This is a genomic window from bacterium, assembly GCA_027622355.1.
Lineage (GTDB): Bacteria > UBA8248 > UBA8248 > UBA8248 > UBA8248 > JAQBZT01.
Genome location: JAQBZT010000016.1, coordinates 1 through 18,914, shown reverse-complemented (window position 1 = coordinate 18,914; position 18,914 = coordinate 1). Strand labels below are relative to the sequence as shown.

At 64.2% G+C, this 18,914-nt stretch carries 14 protein-coding genes and 1 tRNA gene; 3 read left to right on the top strand and 12 right to left on the bottom strand.

Annotated features, from left to right (window positions below):
• Nucleotides 1–533, bottom strand: a 533-nt coding sequence (cobU, locus tag O2807_02085) for a bifunctional adenosylcobinamide kinase/adenosylcobinamide-phosphate guanylyltransferase (GenBank protein MDA0999293.1), incomplete at its 3' end; no start/stop codon positions are given.
• A 182-nt stretch (nt 534–715) separates the two neighbouring features.
• Between cobU and O2807_02080 the strand changes: the two genes are divergently transcribed.
• Nucleotides 716–1,408 carry a hypothetical protein gene (locus tag O2807_02080; GenBank protein ID MDA0999292.1) on the top strand — a complete coding sequence of 231 codons (693 nt, stop codon included), beginning with the start codon at nt 716–718 and terminating at the stop codon, nt 1,406–1,408.
• A 26-nt stretch (nt 1,409–1,434) separates the two neighbouring features.
• Here O2807_02080 and O2807_02075 read toward each other — a convergent pair whose 3' ends face one another.
• The 11 genes from O2807_02075 to O2807_02025 all read right to left on the bottom strand — a co-directional run bounded on the left by O2807_02075 (nt 1,435) and on the right by O2807_02025 (nt 16,378).
• Nucleotides 1,435–1,845 (bottom strand): response regulator, encoded by a 411-nt coding sequence (locus O2807_02075; GenBank protein MDA0999291.1) that lies wholly within the window; start codon nt 1,843–1,845, stop codon nt 1,435–1,437.
• Nucleotides 1,846–1,850: 5 nt separating this feature from the next.
• Nucleotides 1,851–3,374 (bottom strand): ATP-binding protein, encoded by a 1,524-nt coding sequence (locus tag O2807_02070; GenBank protein ID MDA0999290.1) that lies wholly within the window; start codon nt 3,372–3,374, stop codon nt 1,851–1,853.
• Nucleotides 3,375–3,394: 20 nt separating this feature from the next.
• The gene (locus O2807_02065) at nt 3,395–4,903 is read right to left on the bottom strand and encodes a GAF domain-containing protein (protein MDA0999289.1); all 1,509 of its coding nucleotides are present in this window, start codon (nt 4,901–4,903) and stop codon (nt 3,395–3,397) included.
• Between the two features lie 374 nt (nt 4,904–5,277).
• Nucleotides 5,278–5,363, bottom strand: a tRNA-Leu gene (locus O2807_02060).
• 86 nt (nt 5,364–5,449) lie between these two features.
• Nucleotides 5,450–5,908 carry a hypothetical protein gene (locus O2807_02055; protein MDA0999288.1) on the bottom strand — a complete coding sequence of 153 codons (459 nt, stop codon included), beginning with the start codon at nt 5,906–5,908 and terminating at the stop codon, nt 5,450–5,452.
• Between the two features lie 81 nt (nt 5,909–5,989).
• Nucleotides 5,990–7,264 (bottom strand): hypothetical protein, encoded by a 1,275-nt coding sequence (locus O2807_02050; GenBank protein ID MDA0999287.1) that lies wholly within the window; start codon nt 7,262–7,264, stop codon nt 5,990–5,992.
• A gap of 60 nt (nt 7,265–7,324) precedes the next feature.
• Nucleotides 7,325–8,446 carry an aldo/keto reductase gene (locus O2807_02045; GenBank protein MDA0999286.1) on the bottom strand — a complete coding sequence of 374 codons (1,122 nt, stop codon included), beginning with the start codon at nt 8,444–8,446 and terminating at the stop codon, nt 7,325–7,327.
• Between the two features lie 93 nt (nt 8,447–8,539).
• On the bottom strand, nt 8,540–9,820 hold the full coding sequence (locus tag O2807_02040; GenBank protein ID MDA0999285.1) for a DUF1116 domain-containing protein: 1,281 nt from the start codon (nt 9,818–9,820) through the stop codon (nt 8,540–8,542).
• Between the two features lie 51 nt (nt 9,821–9,871).
• A complete protein-coding gene (locus O2807_02035) occupies nt 9,872–10,591 on the bottom strand; it encodes a cyclase family protein (protein ID MDA0999284.1) in 720 nt (239 codons plus the stop codon).
• Between the two features lie 30 nt (nt 10,592–10,621).
• Complete coding sequence (locus tag O2807_02030; protein MDA0999283.1) at nt 10,622–14,569, bottom strand: hydantoinase B/oxoprolinase family protein; 3,948 nt, start codon at nt 14,567–14,569, stop codon at nt 10,622–10,624.
• Between the two features lie 246 nt (nt 14,570–14,815).
• Complete coding sequence (locus O2807_02025) at nt 14,816–16,378, bottom strand: methyl-accepting chemotaxis protein (GenBank protein MDA0999282.1); 1,563 nt, start codon at nt 16,376–16,378, stop codon at nt 14,816–14,818.
• Nucleotides 16,379–16,857: 479 nt separating this feature from the next.
• Here O2807_02025 and O2807_02020 point away from each other — a divergent pair, with 479 nt between their 5' ends.
• Together O2807_02020 and O2807_02015 are read left to right on the top strand one after the other, a co-directional pair.
• A complete protein-coding gene (locus O2807_02020; GenBank protein ID MDA0999281.1) occupies nt 16,858–18,756 on the top strand; it encodes a propionyl-CoA synthetase in 1,899 nt (632 codons plus the stop codon).
• Between the two features lie 22 nt (nt 18,757–18,778).
• A partial coding sequence (locus tag O2807_02015; protein ID MDA0999280.1) for a hypothetical protein occupies nt 18,779–18,914 on the top strand: 136 nt, incomplete at its 3' end.

The window sequence follows — 18,914 nt, the reverse complement described above, 5'->3', positions numbered from 1 at the left end:
ATTGGCCCCGGCTTGAGGCGAAGCATCATCCCCAGCGCCGAGAAGTAGACCTCATCCGCCCGGCGGGCGATCCGGGCGTTCACGGTCCCGGTCAGATCGCGGAACTGCCGTCCCAGGGCGGATTCGGGCACCACCCCCATCCCGACTTCATTGGTCACCAAAATGACATGGCAGGAAAGACTCTGAAGGGAAGCGAGCAGCGCGTCCGCTTTCTGCAATATCTCTCCGGGCGCATCCCCCCGCAGGAGCAGGTTCGAGAGCCAGAACGTCACGCAGTCGATCACCACGACATTCGCTCTCCCGATCCGCCCCAGCGCCGCCGCCAGCGCCGCCGGCTCCTCGATGGTTTCGAAGTCATCTCCCCGCTCGGCGCGGTGGGCCGCGATGCGCTCGCGCATCTCCGCATCGCCCGCCTCGGCGGTGGCGAGAAAGACGCGGCGCTCCCCCAGCTCCCGGGCGAGCGCAAGGGCGAGGCGGCTCTTCCCCGAGCGCACGCCGCCTCCGATGAGGATCAGCTTATCGTTTCCGGCCACCACATCCCCTTCCTTTCATCTGGAGACTCGAGGGCACCTGAAGATTCCGAGGGCAAGAAAACCGGGCGCCACCAATCTATAAAGAAACGCCCCTGGAGGAAAGGCGGGGCGCGGAAGGGAATTGCCCGGCCCGGAGCCCTGATGATAGGTTTGGATTCGCGGTCCTCTTCGGGAGAAAAAAAATGGACGAACGCGCCGCCATGCAGGAAGAAATTCCCCGCCTTCGCGCCGCCCTCGCCGCGGACCCCGAAAGGGTGGCCCGGGAGGTCGCGTCATTTCCGGATGCGGAATTCACCCGCTCACTGGATGCGCCCGCATGGGCCAGATGGTCGCCCGAGATTCAGCTTCGCCACATCGCCTACGTGCCCTGCCGCTGGCTGCTCGATCTGCTGCGGGCGCCGCTCCGCGAGAGGGGCCACGCGCTGCCCCCGGTGGACATGGCGGCCATCCAGAGCACTCCCGGCCGCTGGATACCGGCCGGGGTGTGCCACGATCGGGAATCGCTCCTTTCCTTATTGCGCGAGATGATCGGATTTGCGCTCGAGGTCCTGGACCGGGAGGGTCCCGATGGGCTTCTGGCGGTGACCTGCGTCTGGGAGGTCGATCTCGACGAGGTCCGGGAGGATGAGCACGCCGAGGAGAGCGCGCTCGAGTTCTGGCGCCGGGCCGCTGGGCTGCACCCCATCGGTGTGCGCGAGAGCCCCGAGCGGGAGGGCCATTTTCTCATCACCCTGGGGGCGGCCCTGCGGCAGATTCACTGGGAGATACTCGCCCATGTGCGCAGCCTGCAGCGGTTCGGGGAAATGTACGGCCGGCCGCCGGTCGAGCGCCTTCCGCGCGAGGGCTACCTCTCTCTTCCGAAGTTCTGGGACTGAACCGCCGCAACCACTCTCAGCCGATTCTAGATGGCGCTTTCGCTCCCGGAGGACAGGGTGACCTCATCCTCGGAGAACATGTTGATTATTTTGATGACCACGCTCGTCCTGAGGTAGTTCAAATCCACCGGCTTGGTGATGTAGTCGAACGCGCCCAGCGCCATCGCCTGCTTGGCCAGCCCTTCCTCCTGGACGGCCGTCACCATGATCACACCCTGATCGGGGCGGATCTCTTTGATTCGCTTCAGCGTTTCGAGCCCATCCATCCCCGGCATCCGGATGTCGAGCAGCATGATGTCGGGCTGGCGCTCGAGAGCGAAGGCGATCGCATCCCTCCCGTTCGTGGCGGTGGATATCTCATAGCCGTACTCGGAGAAAACCTCGGTCAATTCATCCAAAACTCCCTGCTCATCATCAACGATCAACATTTTAGACATTTCCGTCATCCTCCTTGCAGAAATACTTCCAGTCGTACATAAAAGGTCGCTCCCTGGCCGGGAGTCGATTCGACCCAAATCTTTCCGCCATGGTTTTCGATGATCCCGTGTGAGACCGAGAGGCCCAGGCCCGTGCCGCGGTCCTCGGGCTTGGTGGTGAAGAAGGGATCGAATATCTGGCCCTGGGTGTCCTCCGGAATCCCCGCGCCCGAATCTGAAAAGCGCGCCTCCCACCATCTCTTGCCGTCCTCCTCGATCTCCCGCGAGGCGACGCGCAGCCGCCCTCCCCCGGGCATGGCGTCCCGGGCGTTGCTCAGCAGGTTGATGAACACCTGCTGGATTTGATGCGAATCGCCCCGGACGGCGACCGGCCCCGGATTCAGCTCCAGACGGCACGCGACGCCGGCCGCGCGGATCTCCGACTCCATGAACCCGACCGACTCCCGGAGCACCTCGTCCGGATCAAAGGGCGCCATCGCGGGCGGCTCATCGCGGGAGAAGCGCCTCAAGTCGTCGCAAATCCGCGAAATCCGCCGGACATTGTGCAGGATGATCTCGGCCGCCTTGTGCTCCTGGGTTCCGCCCACGCTTTTTTCGGCGAGGCGCTGGGCGCGGATGCTGATGATGTTGGCCGGGTTCAGGATCTCATGCGCCGCCCCCGCGGCGAGAACGCCGAGCGAGGAGAGCTTCTCGGCCCGCACGATCATCTTTTGCTGCTTGTGCAGTTCATCGAAGGAAGCTTCCAGCCGCGAGTGGACCTCTGCGTTCTGGAGGGCGACGGACGCCGCGTTCGCGAAAGCGGAGATGAGTTCGTACTCATCCTTGGTAAACGCTCTCTTCTCCTGGGTCAGGCACGAGAGAACGCCATACACATTCCCCTCGCTCAACAAGGGAACACCCAAGAACGAGACCAGACTGTATTCTACCGCGATATTCTTGAACTGCCAGATCGAATCTTCCTGAACATTTTCGCTGTAGATAATCTCGCCGCGCTCTGCGACATACCCGACGGCGCCCTTTCCGATCGGGAACGCCCGGTCCCCCAGATCCCACCCGTCCCGGTTCCGCGCCTTGAGAACCAGATACCCCCCCTCGTTGATAAAAATCTGAACGAAAGGAACGCTCAAGAGGAAACCGGCCGAATCAGTGATATAGCGGAGCACCTCTTCCAGATCCAGGCTGGTCGTAATTTTTTGGGTTAGATTGTTCAGCGCCTTCAGGTGCTCGACGTACAACTCCTGCTCTTTCTCGGCGCGTATTCTTTCCGTGATGTCGCGCACGATCGCCATGACGAATGGCCGGCCCTTGATCTCCACGCTGGAAAAGGAAATTTCCGCAGGGATGCTCTCCTTCGATTTCGTCAGGCACGAGAGCCGGTCGGTGCGGACCACCCTTCCCTCGCGCAGTTCATTCATCATGGAAAGCAGAAGCGGCATTTCATGGGGATGAATCTGCTGAATGAGCATCCCCGCGAGCTCCTCCCGGGTGTAGCCGAGCATCCGGGATGCTTGGGGGTTCGTTTCGACGATCCTCTGCGATTCCAGATCGATCAGGAAATGGCGTCGTTGGCCGCATCGTAGATGCTCCGGAGACGCTCCTCGCTATCCCGCAGCGACTGTTCGGCGCGGTTTCGCTCGGTCAAATCCTTGTGGATGCTGGCGACCGCGACGATGTTCCCGTCCTCATCGCTCACCGGAGAGAGGGCGATGCTCGCGGGAATCTCCTTTCCGGACTTGGCCCGCATCGGGGCCTCGAAAAATACCGATTCCTTGTGCTCGCGGACCCGGCTCCCGTTTTTCAGGACGGCGTCCCGCATCCGCTCCGGCATGATCAGGGTGATGTGGCTGCCCAGCGCCTCCTCCTTCGTGTATCCGTAGACCCTCTCGGCGCCGGTATTCCACAGGGTAATCCTCCGATCGAAACCCGTGATGATGACCGCATCGGCGGCGTCGCCGATGACACTCATCAAAAAATTGCGGCTGTCCCTTTCCTCTTCAAACAGCCGGGCCTTCTCGAAGGCGATGGCCACCTGGTAGGCGTAAGTCTGTCCCAGGGCGATCTTCTGGGCACCGATTTCCTGCGGGTGCGGCCAGAAGAAAAACATGGCGCCCAGGTTCCGATCTTTCAGGCGGAGCGGAAAAACCGCCATGGTCTGGTTGCCTTCCTCGGCCTGGATTTTTCCATAAACCGGGTCCTGGGTGGCGTCCGGGATAATCGTCGGCTTGTCCATGGAGGGGTTGGAAACATACCTCGATCCGATGGGAAAAGGCTCCGGGAGCGCGGCCAGCTTGTCCACGAAGGACGCGGAAATACCTTGTCCGATGAAAAGACGCAGCTCCCCGGTTTTCTGGTGGGGCAGCATGACCGAGCAGCGGTCCGTCCCCATGATCGGCTTGCTCTCCGAAAGGACCGCCTGGATGATCTCGTCCACCTTCTGGTTCGACGCGATGTGGCGCAGCGCCCGCTCCAGGCTTCTCTGCTCGTCAACCCGGGACTCGAGCGAACTAACAAGCTCTGCCTTCTCGATCATCAGCGCCGCGAGCTGACCGAAGGAAGTGGCGAGCCTCCGCTCGTGGAGGGTGAAGTTGCGCTTTCGAAGAAAGTAGATGAACAGGCCGCCGATCGGAGCGCCCGCCGCCTCGAGCGGAATCGCGCACAGGGTCACGTGGCCCGACTGCCTGGAAACGTCATGTTGAAAAGAGCGGAAATCGCGCGAGACCTCCGGGACGACTTCAATCTCCCCTCTTTTCAGGATATCGCGCAAAACGGAGGGGCCGCGGTGTGCGGCGGCGGCGGCGGCGAATTCTTCCGGCATCCCGTAGCTTCCGGCCACCTCGTGGCCGCCGTCCGCGCGCAGCCGGAGAAGCATGGAGCGGTTCGCGCCGAGAACGCCGACGGCCTCCTCGCAGATGATTTGCAGGACCCGGGAGAGATCCGTTTCCGAGAGGACCCTCTGGATGGCGGGAAAAAACTCGAAATAACTCGTTTCGAAATTCTGGTATTCAGATGACCTGACGGATGTATCGAGGCGAGAAGCGTAGCTGACATCGGGCGACATCGTCGGCTCTCTTTCCCATGTGCGTTACTAATCTTTAATCTGTAATCTGTCTTTGAACTCGTACAAGCACGTTACCGGACTTTTTCCCTTTCACCAATAAAAATGTGCATACGTAACCATAAAAACATTTTCGAAAAGGACAAAAATCCATTTTCCGCATTTCAGTATTTTTGGATTTTGACGAACTGGTAGATTCATAGCGTTTATCCGGAGTCTTTTGTCTTTGTTTCAGCCGGGCAACTTTCAGTTTTTGCGCTTTCGCCGGTCGCAGATAGTTTCGGGAAAAAACGATCAAAGAAAGAAAAAAAGAAAGAAAAAAATCCGGAGCGGCAAGATCGCGGCCGCGAAGCGCAAGCAGGCGGCGCGCAGAAAAATGGTGCGGGGGGAGGGATTCGAACCCTCATGGGCTTCCACCCAACGGATTTTAAGTCCGCAGCGTATACCCTTCCGCCACCCCCGCGGGCGCGGACTCCGGTAATTTACACCAATGCGATCCCCGGGCCCATCCGGGGCGGAGGACGAAGATCCTCTGGGCGGGGTGGCTTTCTACATCCGCTTTTCGCGGCAGGTTTTCGCGCGGACGGTGCCGCCGACCACAAGGGCGGCGCTGATCAGGATCAGATTTTTGACGATGTACTGGCCCTCCAGCGTCAAGCCGAAGGGAAACCGGGTGAAGCACACATCGGGCAAGAGGATGAGGGGCAGGATCGTCCCCGGCATCTGCAGGAAGAGCAGGAAGAGCGCAACGCGAAGGAGCGGGCGGAACAAGAGCCCGACCCCGATCGCCACCTCCCACCAGCCCAGCACCGGCACGAAAATTTCGGGCGGCACCCAGTAGACCGTCCGCTTCACCAGCTCCTCGGCCGGGGACATCCCGAAGGGCTTGAGGGCGCCGAACCAGATAAAGATGACGGCGAGGGAAAGCCGGAGAAAGAGGATTCCGTTCCTGTCCATTTCGCCGGAGATCCAACCGTCGATTTTTTCGATTCGCGCCCCCCAGCCCATGAACAACTCTCCAGATGAACGGCGCCCTGCGGAAAAAGCGCCGGCACGGCACAGGGAGGAGAAGGCGAGCCCTCCCCTGCCCTACCCCGTATATTCCAGAATGTGCAGGCCGAGCCCCCACCTGTCGGCCACGTAGATCAGGCCCGTCTCCTTGTCCACCTGCACATCGTTGCTCTGCGGGCAGAAGCGCTCTTTATCGCCCGCCGGGATGTAGTAGCCCACCTCCTTCGGGGAGAAGGGATTCGACCAGTCCACGATCCGCAGCCCCGCGTTGAACCAGCAGATGTACATCAGATCGTCCTTCGTCATGTCGAGCCAGATGTTGTGGGCGCCGTAGCGGGAGCCGGTCTTGTTCCATTTGTCATCGAGCGGGCGCATCTCGTAGGGATCGATCTCGTAGGGCATAAACGTGCTCACCGGAAGCGGCGCATGGATGTTCCGCAAGTCATAGAAGGTGACGAAGGCGGGCGGGTGATCGCAGTTCACCGTCGTCGTCTCGTGGGTGACGATGCCGAACTCCGAGCCATCCGGCACCAGGAAGCTGTGGTAGCAGCCCGGCCAGCCGTGGCTCTCGTGGGGGTTCTGCCGCCACATGAACCGGGGATCCGAGGGGTTCGTCAGGTCGAACATGCAGATGCCCGCGTCCCAGTAGCCGCAGGTCACATAATTTCCGAAGGGGTTGCCCTCGTGCAGCCAGGCGCCGTCCCCCACGATCTCCGGGTCCCAGGAGGGCGCCTCTCCTTCCTTCTGGCCCTCCACCCAGCCGACGCCGATCAAATCGGGCGCCCACGGGTCTTTCATGTCGTGCACGAGGAGAACCTTGCCCGTGAAACCGTCCTTGAAGCCCGAGCTGTAGAGAAGATTGCGCTTGCGGTCGTAGATCGGCCGGTGGATGCCGAAGCCGTCCGTCTCGATGTAGTTGACAAATTTCGGATGAACCGGATCGCGGTTATCGAAGATGCGCAGCCCGCCGATCACATCGGGGTACTGAGCGCGCAGTTTGGGGCGCAGCTCGCTGTTCGTGAGCAGCACCTCCTCGTTGATCCGCAGCACCTTGTGGGTCCGCGCCGCGGGCGAGTCCACAATCTGGTTGACGATCTTCGGCTTGGACGGGTCCTTCACGTCCAGAATCGTCATCCCGTCATGGCCGTTCACCCCCGAGGCCGCCACGTAGCAGAGCCCGCCGCCCACCTGGATCTGGAAGGCGTCGCCCCAGCCGTTCAGATCCGAGTGGGCGACCAGGCGCACGTTTCTTTTCTCTTCTTTCCGGGGCTCGGTCAGCGGATAGTCAACGCCGATGTACTGCTCGGGACCCCCGCCCCGGATGGGATTGGGATGATAGTAGGGACGCGACATCAAGACTCTCCTTTGCGTATTGAAAAAAAACGGCGGCGCCCGCAGGCGCCGGAACCATCACTACTCCCTCCGGAACAGTTTCATGAAAGTATCAAAGTCCACGGGGGGCCGGCACGCCACCTCGGCGTTTTCCTTCACATGCCCGAGCTGCCGCATTCCGACGAGGGCGACCCCGACGCCCGGCGTGCTCCGGGTGAACTGGATCGCCCGCTGGGCGTCCATCCGGAAGCCGGGGAAAACCTCACCGAGCAGCGGGGGGAGCCCTCGCGCCGCCGCCCCCTGGAGGATCGACCCGCTCGCCATCACCGTGAGCCCCCGCCTCGCCGCCGCCGCGAGAAAACTGACCTCCTCGCCCCGCGAGCGCTGGTTCGGCAGCGAGAAGGCCTCGGTCATCCCCAGATTCATCGGGAGCTGCACCACGCGGAAGTGGTGAGCCTTCCCGCCCGCCGCCTCCGCGGCCGCCCAGACCTCATCGAGGGAAAGATACTCGTCCGCGCCCGGCCGGGCGCGGTAGCCGTTCCAGGTGGCCGTCCCGTAGCAGCCGATCTTCCCCTCCGCCACCATCCGCTCGAACTCCCCGAAGGCGGTCCGCAGGCGCTCGAGAAAAACTGGCCGGGCCACCGCCTGCAACTGCGTCTCGGGGTTGTGGAGATAGTAGATGTCTACCTTCTCCACCCCCAGGTTCGCGAGGCTCCGCTCCAGCTCGTGGCGCAGGTAAGCCGGGGTCATGCAGTGGCAGTTGGCGGCGATGTCGGCCGGGGCGCAAAGGCCCGGGCCGAAATAGGTCTCGTTCATGTAGGCCATGAGCTCTTCCTGGGAGGCCGGGGCCGCGCCGTCGAAGGGGATAAAACCGCCCTTCGTCGAGAGGATGAGCTGATCGCGCCGGGCCTCGCCCGCGGCGATCAGCCCATCGAGCGCCGCCGCGATGCTCCGCTCGCTGCGCTGGAAGCGGTAGTTGATGGCCGTGTCCACGACGTTGATGCCGCTGCGGACGGCCGCCGCGACCGAATCGCGGTAGGCGGCGTCGGTCGCCGCGTCCGCCTCGCCGAGGTAGGTCCCGATGCCCACCGAGGACATCCAGAGGCCGTTCAGCTCCCGGAAATGGGCCGGATCAATCTTGCCGGAAAAGGCCTCCCGGTAAGAAGCCGTACCCTCGGGGGTTGCGCCGCCGGGATGGGGCATATCCGCGCTCCTTGTGGTCATCGCCGCATCATGTGGGACGGCGCATCTTATACCCAAACCCCGCCCCGGAGCGAGAGAAGCGCCCGCCGCGCACTAGACCCCCATCCTTTCGGCCAGCGCCCGCAGGGCATCCTGGAAAGGCGCCTCCGGCGCGCGGAGAATCCCCGCCCCGATCTGTCCGACCCCCGCCTCCTTATGGGCGATGCCCGTGTTGATGTTCGGATAGATGCCCGTCTCCACGACCTTGCGGATATCAATGGCCGTGGGCGTGCCCGCGAAATCGAACGAAGGGAGGGTGTAGTCCTGGCTCCTCCCCCAGGTGATCCCGTACATCTCGTTCGTCGCCCGGATCGCGTCGCCGGTCGTGCCCCCCACGAACAGGACGATGGCCGGCGCGGCGCCCATCGCAAAGCCGCCCACCCCCAGGGTCTCCATGATGGCCGAATCGCCGATGTCGAGATTGGCATCCGCCTGCGTGAAGCCCGGAAAGAAGAGCCCGATCGGGATCGTGGCCGGGGCGGTGAACCACCGCTCCGCCATCCCGCTCACCCGGATGCCGAACTCAGTCCCGTTGCGCGCCATGGTATAGACCAGCGAGCAGTTCTCCACCCCCGCCATCGCTTCGAGGGAGACCTTCGCGGCGGGCATCCCGAAATTCAGGAAGAAATGATCGTTCCCGGCAATGAACGCCGCCACCCGGCTGGCCACTTCCGCGTCCCCGACCCCGCGAACCAGATGGGGGATCGTCACCTGGACGAACGTGACCGTCGCCGCCACGTTGCGGTTGTGCAGCTCATCGCCCATGTGCAGGGCGCGGGCGATGATGTTCTTGAGATCGAGCCCCCCCATGGAATCCACCGTCGCCTTCATGGCGGGGGCCAGCTCATCGCGCATCCAGCGGAGGCGGCCCAGCACCTCATCGTCGTAGGCGCCGTAGCGGAGCACCTTCCCCAGCCCCTCGTTCATGGTGCAGAAGGCGCGCCCGCCGCCGCCGAGATCGGCCGGCGCCCGGTTCTCCAGGATGAAGACCGGCATCGAGGGCGACATCACCCCCGCCATCGGCCCCACCGCCGAATGGTGGTGGTTCGGCGCGAAGGCGATCTCCCCGCTCGCGGCGAGGCGCTCGGCCGCTGCGGCACCCTTCGCCCAGCCCTCGAAAATGCACGCGCCCACGATCGCCCCCCGCAGCGGGCCGCACATTTTCTCCCAGGCGACCGGCGGGCCCGCGTGCAGAATCATCCGCCCGCCCAGGCCGGGCACCACCTCTCCCGCAACGCCCACATCCACCCAGAAGGGCCGCGCCGCCTGCAGGCGCGCGAGCGCCGCGTCGTTCGCCGCATCGCAGGCGCCCATCCGGTCGATCAGGTCCTTCATTGCCTTGTCCCTCCCGGGAGGAGCCGGCCACCCCTCCCCGGCTTCACGCGCTTAACCGTCCATCATGGCCACGGCGCGGATGGGCGAGCCGGAAATCCCCCGGAACTTGATCGGCATCACCGAGAGCTTGAAGCCGAAGGGCCGGGGGATGAGGTGGAGGTTGATCAGGTTCTCGATGTGGCAGTAATCCTTCTCCAGCATGACACGGTGCGCCTCCCAGTAGCGGCGCGTCTCGTGCATCTTCCAGATGGGGACATCCCAGCCGCTGGCGTCAATCCCCATCACGCGCACCCCGCTGTCGATCAGGTAGTGGGTCGCCTCGGCGCTCATGCCCGGCTGATCGCGGGTGTAGTGCTCGTTCGTCTCCCAGCCGCGGCTCGCATCGGTGCGGATCAGGACGATGTCGAGGGGCTTGAGGGCATAGCCGATCTTCTTGAGGGCGGCCTCGATGTCCGCCGCCATGATCTCGTAGCCGCTTTCCTTGCCGGTGAAATCAAGCACCACGCCATCCGAGAAGGTCCACTCCAGCGGGATCCGCTCGGTGGCGAACCCCTCGGGGTTGTTGTGCCAGGGCGAGTCGATGTGCGTCCCGGTGTGATCGCTCATGAAAATAACGCAGTGATTCGTCACGATGGGGGCCCCGTAGTTGATCGAGCCGGTCCGCCGCGCCACCGTGTCCCAATCCTCGTCCACGGCCAGGCTCGGACCCGGCAGATCCGGGTAGATCGGCATTCCCCTGTAAATCTCCATGCTCAAGTCGATCATTTTCATCCTGAAACTCCTTCTCTCCGCCGAGGGCGGCTAGCGCGGCTTCCCCGGAACAGGTTTCCGTTTTTTCTCCTTCCTGTTCGACGCCTCGCGGAGCGCGTCGAAGCCCGGCCCCCGATCGAAAAAGCCAATCTTCTTTCTTCTCGACACCATCATCTGGCGAAAGGCGACGGTTCCCTCCCCGTCCAGCTCGAAATCTTCCTGATTCTTGAAAATCACCCCGTAGTGGCGCATGGCGCTCTCGGCGCTCACCTTGCCCTGGAGGACATCCTCGCGCACCCGCTGGGGCTCACGGGCGGCCGGATCGCCCCATCCGCCCCCCCCGGTCGTCACCACGCGGATCAGGTCACCCTCGTGCACCTGGATCCGGTTGCTGAGGGCGGGCACTTCCTTCTCGACGGGCGTTCCCGGATTGATGGTTACGCTGTAGCGCCCCCCCGCGCGGCCGCCGTTCACCCCCCAGGGGGAGAGCACCGAGCGGTCCGCGTTGCTCAGGGCCTCGCACTCGCACAGCACGCGCACCTCCTTGAAGTAGCCAAGGCCGCCCCGCCGGTTTCCCGGCCCGCCCGAGTCCTCGGCAAGACCCAGGCGCTCGATCCGCACCGGGAAGCGGCTCTCGCTGAATTCGACGGGAAGGTTTCGGCTGTTCGGCACCACGTGGATGCAGTCCACCCCGTCGCCCCACTCCCTTCCGCCCGAGCCTCCGCCCAGAATTTCGCGGAAGAGGAAGAACTTCCCGTCCGCGTCGCGGCCGTGGAGGCCCCAGTAGCGGATCGTCTCCTGATCGGCGGGCATCTTGCCGCGCGTGGCGAGGCCCAGCACGCCGCAGAACAGGCTCAGAAGGCGCAAGATGGTGAAGGTGCGCATGTTCGTCGGGGCCGGGAACTCGGGGGTGATCAGGGTGCCCGGCGGCGGGAACTTCACGTCAATGAGGCGGCAGATCCCCTCGTTGATGTCCACCTCGAACATCCGATCGTAGCTGTCGGCCAGATTGCGGAGGATGGGCCCGATCCATTTCTTCAGGAACGCCCCGTCCGCGTAGTTGCCCGGCCAGTTGATGGGCCCCTTGGCCTGGGGCGAGGTGCCGGAAAAGTCGAGGATGAGGCGGCCCTCTTTTTTCGTCATCCGCAGCTTGAGGGCGTGGAGCTTGTCCTTCTCCACGCCGTCGCTCTCGATGTAGTCCTCCCATTCGTAGGTGCCGTCCTCGATCTTCGAGAGCAGCTCCTCGCGAATGGTGTTCTCGCACTTATCGAGCAGCGCCGCGAAACACGCGAAGACCGTCTCTTGCCCGAACCGGTCGAGCAGTTCCACCATGCGCGCCCCGCCCGCGCGGCAGGCGCCGATCTCGGCGTCGATGTCGGCCTGCAGGTGCTCGGACAGGCGACTGTTCCGGAAGATGATCTGGTAGGCCGCCTCGTTCCGGACCCCTTTTTCGTAAAGCTTGATGGGGGGCACGAGGAGCCCTTCCTGGAAGATCTCCGTCGCGTTGGTGGGCAGACTCCCCGGCACCATTCCGCCGATGTCGTCGTGGTGGCCGAAGGCCAGCGCGAAGGCCGCCAGCTCGCCGCGGTGGAAGATGGGAACGCACGAGCACAAATCCGGCAGATGGCCGATGCCGCCCTCGGCGAGATAAACATCGTTCCAGAGAAAGACATCGCCCTCGTGAATCTCCCCGATCGGCCAGTTTTTCAGCACCGGGCCCACCACCGCCGAGTAGGAGCGGCCCGTCAGCTTGTTCCCTTCCCGGTCGAAGAGGCCGACCCGGTAGTCGTGCATGTCGCGGATGAGCGGGGAGCGCGCCGTGCGCTCGACCAAATCCTCCATCTCACGCTCGGCGGCGTAGAGGGCGCCCTCGACGATCTCCTGCACAACAGGGCTCGCCCCCGGCGAGGCGCTCTCCGCCTTCTCCTCCGCGGCAGGAAGGGCGATCCGCAGGTTCCCCCATTCGTCCACCTCGCACCTTCCGCCCGGCGGCACCACCGTCGTCGATCCGAAATCCTCGACGATGGCCGGCCCCTCGAAGGCGTCGCCCCCGCCCAGCAACATCCGGTCGTAGAAGGCGGTGGGCCGGAAGCCATCCTCCGGGAAATAGACCGGCCGCTCCCCCTTGCGGGCCCGATCGGCGCCCTGGCCGGCCGGATATTTCTGCCGCTCCGCGCACCTGATCTTCCCCGCCGCGGTCAGCCTGAGATTCACCAGCTCAACCGGTACGCGGCCCTTGTAGTTGAATCCGAACTCGAACCGGTAGGCCTCATGGAAGGCCGTCACCGCCGCCTCGAGGGATTTGGCGAAGCCGCCGTTCCCCGGCAGCGTGATGTTCATCTCCTGGCCCTCGCCGAAATACCGCATGTCGGCCGAGCGGAGCAGCATCTGCGAATTCTCGGGGACATCCTCTCTGGCGAAATCGGCCTGCGCCTCCCACTCCATCTCCAGGAAAGCGGACTCGGCCTCCTCCGGGGGAACCTCATCGAGGCGCGCGATCCGCGTCCGCACGTAATCGTTCCGCAGGTCCACCTCGGCGAGACCGGCGGCGCTCCCGCAGCCCGGCTGGGGCGGCACCAGCACCTCGCGCACCCCGAGCACCCCGGCGATGTCCGCCGCCATGAGCGGTCCCGCCCCCCCGAAGGCCACGAGGGCGTAGTCGCGCGGGTCCTTCCCCCGGTTGACGGTCATCCGGCGTATCGCCAGCGCCTGGTTCCAGGCGGCAACCTCGAGAACGCCGCGCGCCGCTTCCTCGGGCGGAAGGTTGAGCGCGCCTGCGAGGCGGAGGATGCCCTCATCCGCCCTTTGCTTTTCGAGGACAAGGCCGCCGCCCACCAGCCGATCCGGCATCCGCCCCAGATACAGTTGGGCGTCCGTCACGGTGGGCTCGTTCCCTCCCTTCGCGTAGCACATCGGACCGGGCTCTGCGCCCGCGCTCCGCGGTCCGACGCGAAGCCTTCCCTCGGAGCTGACCCAGGCGATGGAGCCGCCGCCCGTGCCGACCGTCTCGATGTCGATCATGGGAACCTTGACGGGGTAGTGGCCCAGCTTCGCCCCGGTCGTATAGCGGGGCGCCCCGTTCTCGACAACGGAGACATCGGTCGAGGTACCTCCCGCATCGAAGGTGATCACCCGCCGGAGCCCGGCCGCGCCCGCGAGGGCGGCGCCCGCCAGCACCCCACCGGCCGGCCCCGAGAGTGCCGTCGTCAGGGGCCTCTCCACCGCCGCTTTGCCGCTCATCCCCCCGCCGTTGGATTTCATCACCAAAAACGGCGTGCGCTCGCCCAGGCGCTCGGCCACAAGCGCGGCGGCGCGGGCGATGTAGCTCTTGATCACCGGCTTGCAGGCAGCGTCCATCAAGGTGGTGAGCGCCCGCTCATACTCCTGGTACTCGGGCAGCACCTCGCAGGAGAGCGAGAGGTGGCAATCGGGATACGCCTCGGCAAAAATCTCGCGCACCCGCAGCTCGTGGGCGGGATTGACATAGGAATGAAGCAGGCAGACCCCGATCGTTTCGATCTCCATCGCGCGGAATTTCGTGGCCGCCGCACGGACGGCTTCCTCGTCGAGGGGCTGAAGCTCCTCGCCCCGGAAGTCCATCCGCCCGCCCGCCTCGAGAACGCGGTGGGCCGGAACCAGCCGGGGGGGCTTTACCCAGAAAAAGGAGTTGCCGTATCCGTCGGGAACGCTCTGGCGGGCAATCTCGAGAAGAAAGCGGAAGCCCTCGTTCACGAGAAGCCCCATGTTGTGCTCCTCGCGCTCGAGCAGCGCGTTGGTCGCCACCGTGGTGCCGTGAACGAGCGCCGCAACCTGATCGGCAGAAGCGCCCGTCGCCTCCAGGATCTTGTCGATGGCGCCGGCCAGCGCCCGGGAAGGATCCTGCGGGGTAGAGGGGACTTTGGACGAGAAAACCGCGCCGTCGGAGGCGCGGACGGCGATCACATCCGTGAAGGTCCCGCCCGTATCGATGCCGATGCGATAAGTGTCTTTTGGCGTCATTTTTCTCATTGCACGCAGAGGGATTCGGACGGTCCTGGACGGGGAAGCGGCCCAAGAGCCGAACACCCCATGCGCCGGGACTCCCGCCTCCTGGCCCGGCGAACGGGCCGGGTCCGATTTCCAGGAAATCTGACGGGTTTTTCACTCTACGGCATCGGGGGGGGTTTGGAAAGAAAGGAAACGGCCGAAAAAAAACCGCCCGCCGTTGAAAAAATCTCCAGGCGGGCGGCATAGCGCACCGAAGTGCTAGAACATGCTGAAATCCTCCTCCTTACCCGCCCCGGAGGAGACCCGCCCGGCGGCCTGCGGGACGGCGCCACCGTTGACGGGCATCTCCGCCTCCGCCCAATCCGCCACCGGTTCTCGCTCCGGGCGCTTTTTCCGGGTCTTTCCCTCCTCGCGCGCGCGGTCCTTCTTCTTCTTCGCGCTCCTCCTCCAGGGGAGGAGCGAGCGGCGCGGGGGGGCGGGCGCTCGTTCGTCTTCCCCTCCCTCGCCGGCCCCTGCACCGACCAGCCCCAGCAGCACGCTCACGGCCCTCTCCATCGAATCGGCATGGCTGTTGAGCTTCCCGCTCGAGGCCGCCGTCTTCTCCGCGGACGACGCGTTGCTCTGCGTCGTCTGATCCATCTGAATCACCGCCGAGCTGATTTGCTCCACCCCGGTTGCAACCTCTTTCGAGCCGTTGAGAATGTTGGCAAGCGCATCTCCGCACTTTCCGGCCAGCTCCGCCCCCCTTTTGCTTTTCTCGACATTCTCCTCGATCAGGCCCGCCGTATCCTTCGCGGCCGACGCGCTCCTTTGGGCGAGATTCCGCACCTCGTCGGCCACCACGGCGAATCCCTTGCCGTGCTCGCCCGCGCGGGCCGCCTCGACGGCCGCGTTCAGGGCGAGAAGGTTCGTCTGAAAGGCGATGCCGTCGATCGTCTTGATGATGGTGTTGATCTTCTGCGAGGAGCTGTCGATCTCGCTCATCGCCATCATCATTTCGTCCATGGTCTGCTTTCCCCCGGTGGCCAGATTGGCGTTCTCCTGGCTCATGGCGGAGATCTCCTCCAGGCTGGTGGATGTCTCCTCCAGGCTGTTGGCCTGCTCGGTGGCGCCCTTCGAGAAGGACGCGCTCGACGCAGAAAGCTGCGCCGCGGCGGCGGCGATCTGCATCGACAGGGAATCCAGCTCCTCGGCGTTGTACCGCAGGACGCGGACCAGCCCCCGGACGACCAGGTATGCCATCACGAGGGCGAGAAAAAGGCCGGCCGCGAGCAGAAGGACAGAGATGTTTTTCACAAAGCGGACACGGTGACCGATGATCGCCTGATCGCCGATCTCGAGCCTCTGAAAGATGCGCCCCAGCCGGCCCAGGCTTTGCGTGAGCATTGCGACCACCGGCCCGACGCGCGCGGCCCCCTTGCCGGCGCTCTCTATCTCATTTTGAATTTCGTAGAAAACCTGCACGAGCCGCCCCGACTCTTCCAGCAAAAGCGCGAACTCTTCCTTGTCCCAATGCGGGCGGATTCGAAGTTTTGCCAGCGACCAATTTTTCTTGAGATCGTCCCAGACTTCCTTCCTCATTTTCCTGTGGGCGGGATCGTTCTCGATCAGCCAGCCCCGGAGATGCGAAACGCTCTCAATGGAATTCTTGTGGACCGCTTCGACGTAACGGGAAGGCGCCTCTTTCGATTTTTGAATTTGCGCCAAAGCCGTTCGGCCCAGGTCGTCAATCCCGAAATAGGTGAGCGCAAAAATCACGGCCAGGATAAAAACCAGCGAGACGGCCAGCGCCCAGACTCTCTTCCCGACTGTCCACTGCATTTCTCAATGCCTCCCCGGGCCCCTCGGCCCGATGTAGGTGCCGCCCCTCTTTCGGACGCCGCCAAGTTGCAGCACGCTCCGGCGGCTCGCCGCGGCATCCGAAACCCATTCGCCGCCGGAGGAACCCTGGCTTGACCCTTACGATTCTTGCACAATTTATATTTATTTATCTAATTCGCATATCAATTTTCCCTCCCGCCTCCACCATCCCGCCCATGAGGCCCATCACGGCGAAACGGCGGAGAGCCGCCGCCTCGCGCCTTTCGATAAAAATGCGCAATCCTTCACCCCCCTCCCCCCGCGGGGGGCGGAGGCTTCCCGCGGCGCAAGGGTTTCGCTCCGCTTTCAAAGAATCCCGTTTTCTCCTAAAATGGGGCCCATTCACGCATGAAAGCGGGGTATCCGGCTGCCGCCCTCCGGTGAGACGGCGGGGCGCCGGTTCCGTTCAGCGACTCCATCTGCTTTGAGGGAGAGCGAAGATGGCCAGCCGGTTCGACGAAATCCACCGACGATCGATCACCGACCCGGAGGGCTTCTGGGGAGAGGCCGCCGAGGACATCCACTGGTACAAGAGATGGGACAAAGTACTCGACGACACGACCCCGCCCTTCTACCGCTGGTTCGTCGGCGGCGAGGTGAACACCTGCTACAACGCGCTCGACCTCCACGTGGAGAACGGCCGGGCCAATCAGCTGGCGCTCATCTACGACAGCCCCGTCACCGGAAGCCAGAAAAAATACACCTACCGCGAGCTGCGCGACGAGGTGTCCGTTTTCGCCGGCGCCCTCCGCGCCCAGGGGGTGAACAAGGGCGACCGCGTCATCCTCTACATGCCGATGGTGCCCGAGGCGGCTATCGCCATGCTGGCCTGCGCCCGCATCGGCGCAGTGCACTCGGTCGTCTTCGGCGGCTTCGCGCCCAACGAGCTGGCCACCCGCCTCAACGACGCCAAGCCGAAACTCATCGTCGCCGCCTCGTGCGGTATCGAGCCGAGTGGCGTCATCAAATACAAGCCCCTTCTCGATGAGGCCATCCGCCTCGCCGATTCGAAGCCGGAAAAGTGCATCATCCTCCAGCGGCCCCAGGCCGAGGCGGAGATGATCGCGGGCCGGGACATCGACTGGCAGGACGCCGTCAAGGACGCCCCGCCGGTGGACTGCGTTCCCGTCGCGGCGACCGATCCGCTCTACATCCTCTACACCTCGGGAACGACCGGCGAGCCCAAGGGCGTGGTGCGCGACAACGGCGGCCACATGGTCGCCCTGAAATGGAGCATGAAGAACGTCTACGGGGTCGAGCCGGGCGAGGTCTACTGGGCGGCCTCGGACGTGGGCTGGGTCGTGGGCCACTCCTACATCGTCTACGCCCCCCTCTTCCACGGGTGCACGACGATCCTTTTCGAGGGAAAGCCCGTCGGCACCCCGGACGCCGGTGTTTACTGGCGCGTCATCGCCGAGCACGGCGTCAAAGTGCTCTTCACCGCGCCGACCGCCTTCCGCGCCATCAAGCGCGACGACCCGAACGCCGGGCTCATGAAAAACCACGACATCCGCGGCTTCCGCACCCTCTTTCTCGCGGGCGAGCGCTCCGACCCCGACACCATCCAGTGGGCCGAGCGGCACATCCAAAAACCCGTCATCGATCACTACTGGCAGACCGAGACCGGCTGGCCCGTGCTCGCCAACTGCGTCGGCATCGAGACGCTTCCTATCAAGTACGGCTCGCCGACCAAGCCCGTGCCGGGCTATGACCTCCGCGCCGTGGGGCCCGACAACCAGACGGTCGGCGCCGGGGAAATGGGCGCCCTCGTGTTGAAGCTTCCCCTTCCGCCCGGAACGCTGCCCACCCTGTGGAACGCGGACGCCCGCTATCAGGCGTCCTACCTCAGCGAATTCCCCGGCTACTACAAGACGGGGGACGCCGGCTACATTGACGAGGACGGCTACGTCTTCGTCATGTCCCGCACCGATGACATCATCAACGTCGCCGGCCACCGCCTCTCCACCGGCGCGATGGAAGAAGTGCTATCGTCCCATGCCGATGTGGCCGAGTGCGCCGTCATGGGCGTCCACGATGACCTCAAGGGAGAAGTCCCCCTCGGCTTCCTCGTCCTGAAGGCGGGCGTGGACCGCGCGAATGATGAGATCTGCCGGGAAGTTGTCCAGATGGTCCGCGAGCGGATCGGCCCGGTCGCCTCGTTCAAGCAGGCCACCGTCGTCAAGCGCCTGCCCAAGACCCGCTCGGGGAAAATCCTCCGCGGGACCATGCGCGAGATCGCCGACGGCAAGGAATACAAGATACCCGCCACGATCGACGATCCCGCCATCCTCCCCGAGATCGAGGAAGCGCTCCAGAGCGTGGGATACGCGAAAAAGTAACGGCCGGCGAAAGGAACACCCTATGGCAGAGCGCTACCGCATCGGGGTCGATGTGGGCGGCACCTTTACGGATCTCATCGTATCGAACGCGGCCGGGCGGATACTCTGCCTCGCGAAGGCGCCGTCTCGCCCCGACACCCCCGAGGTGGGTGTGCGGG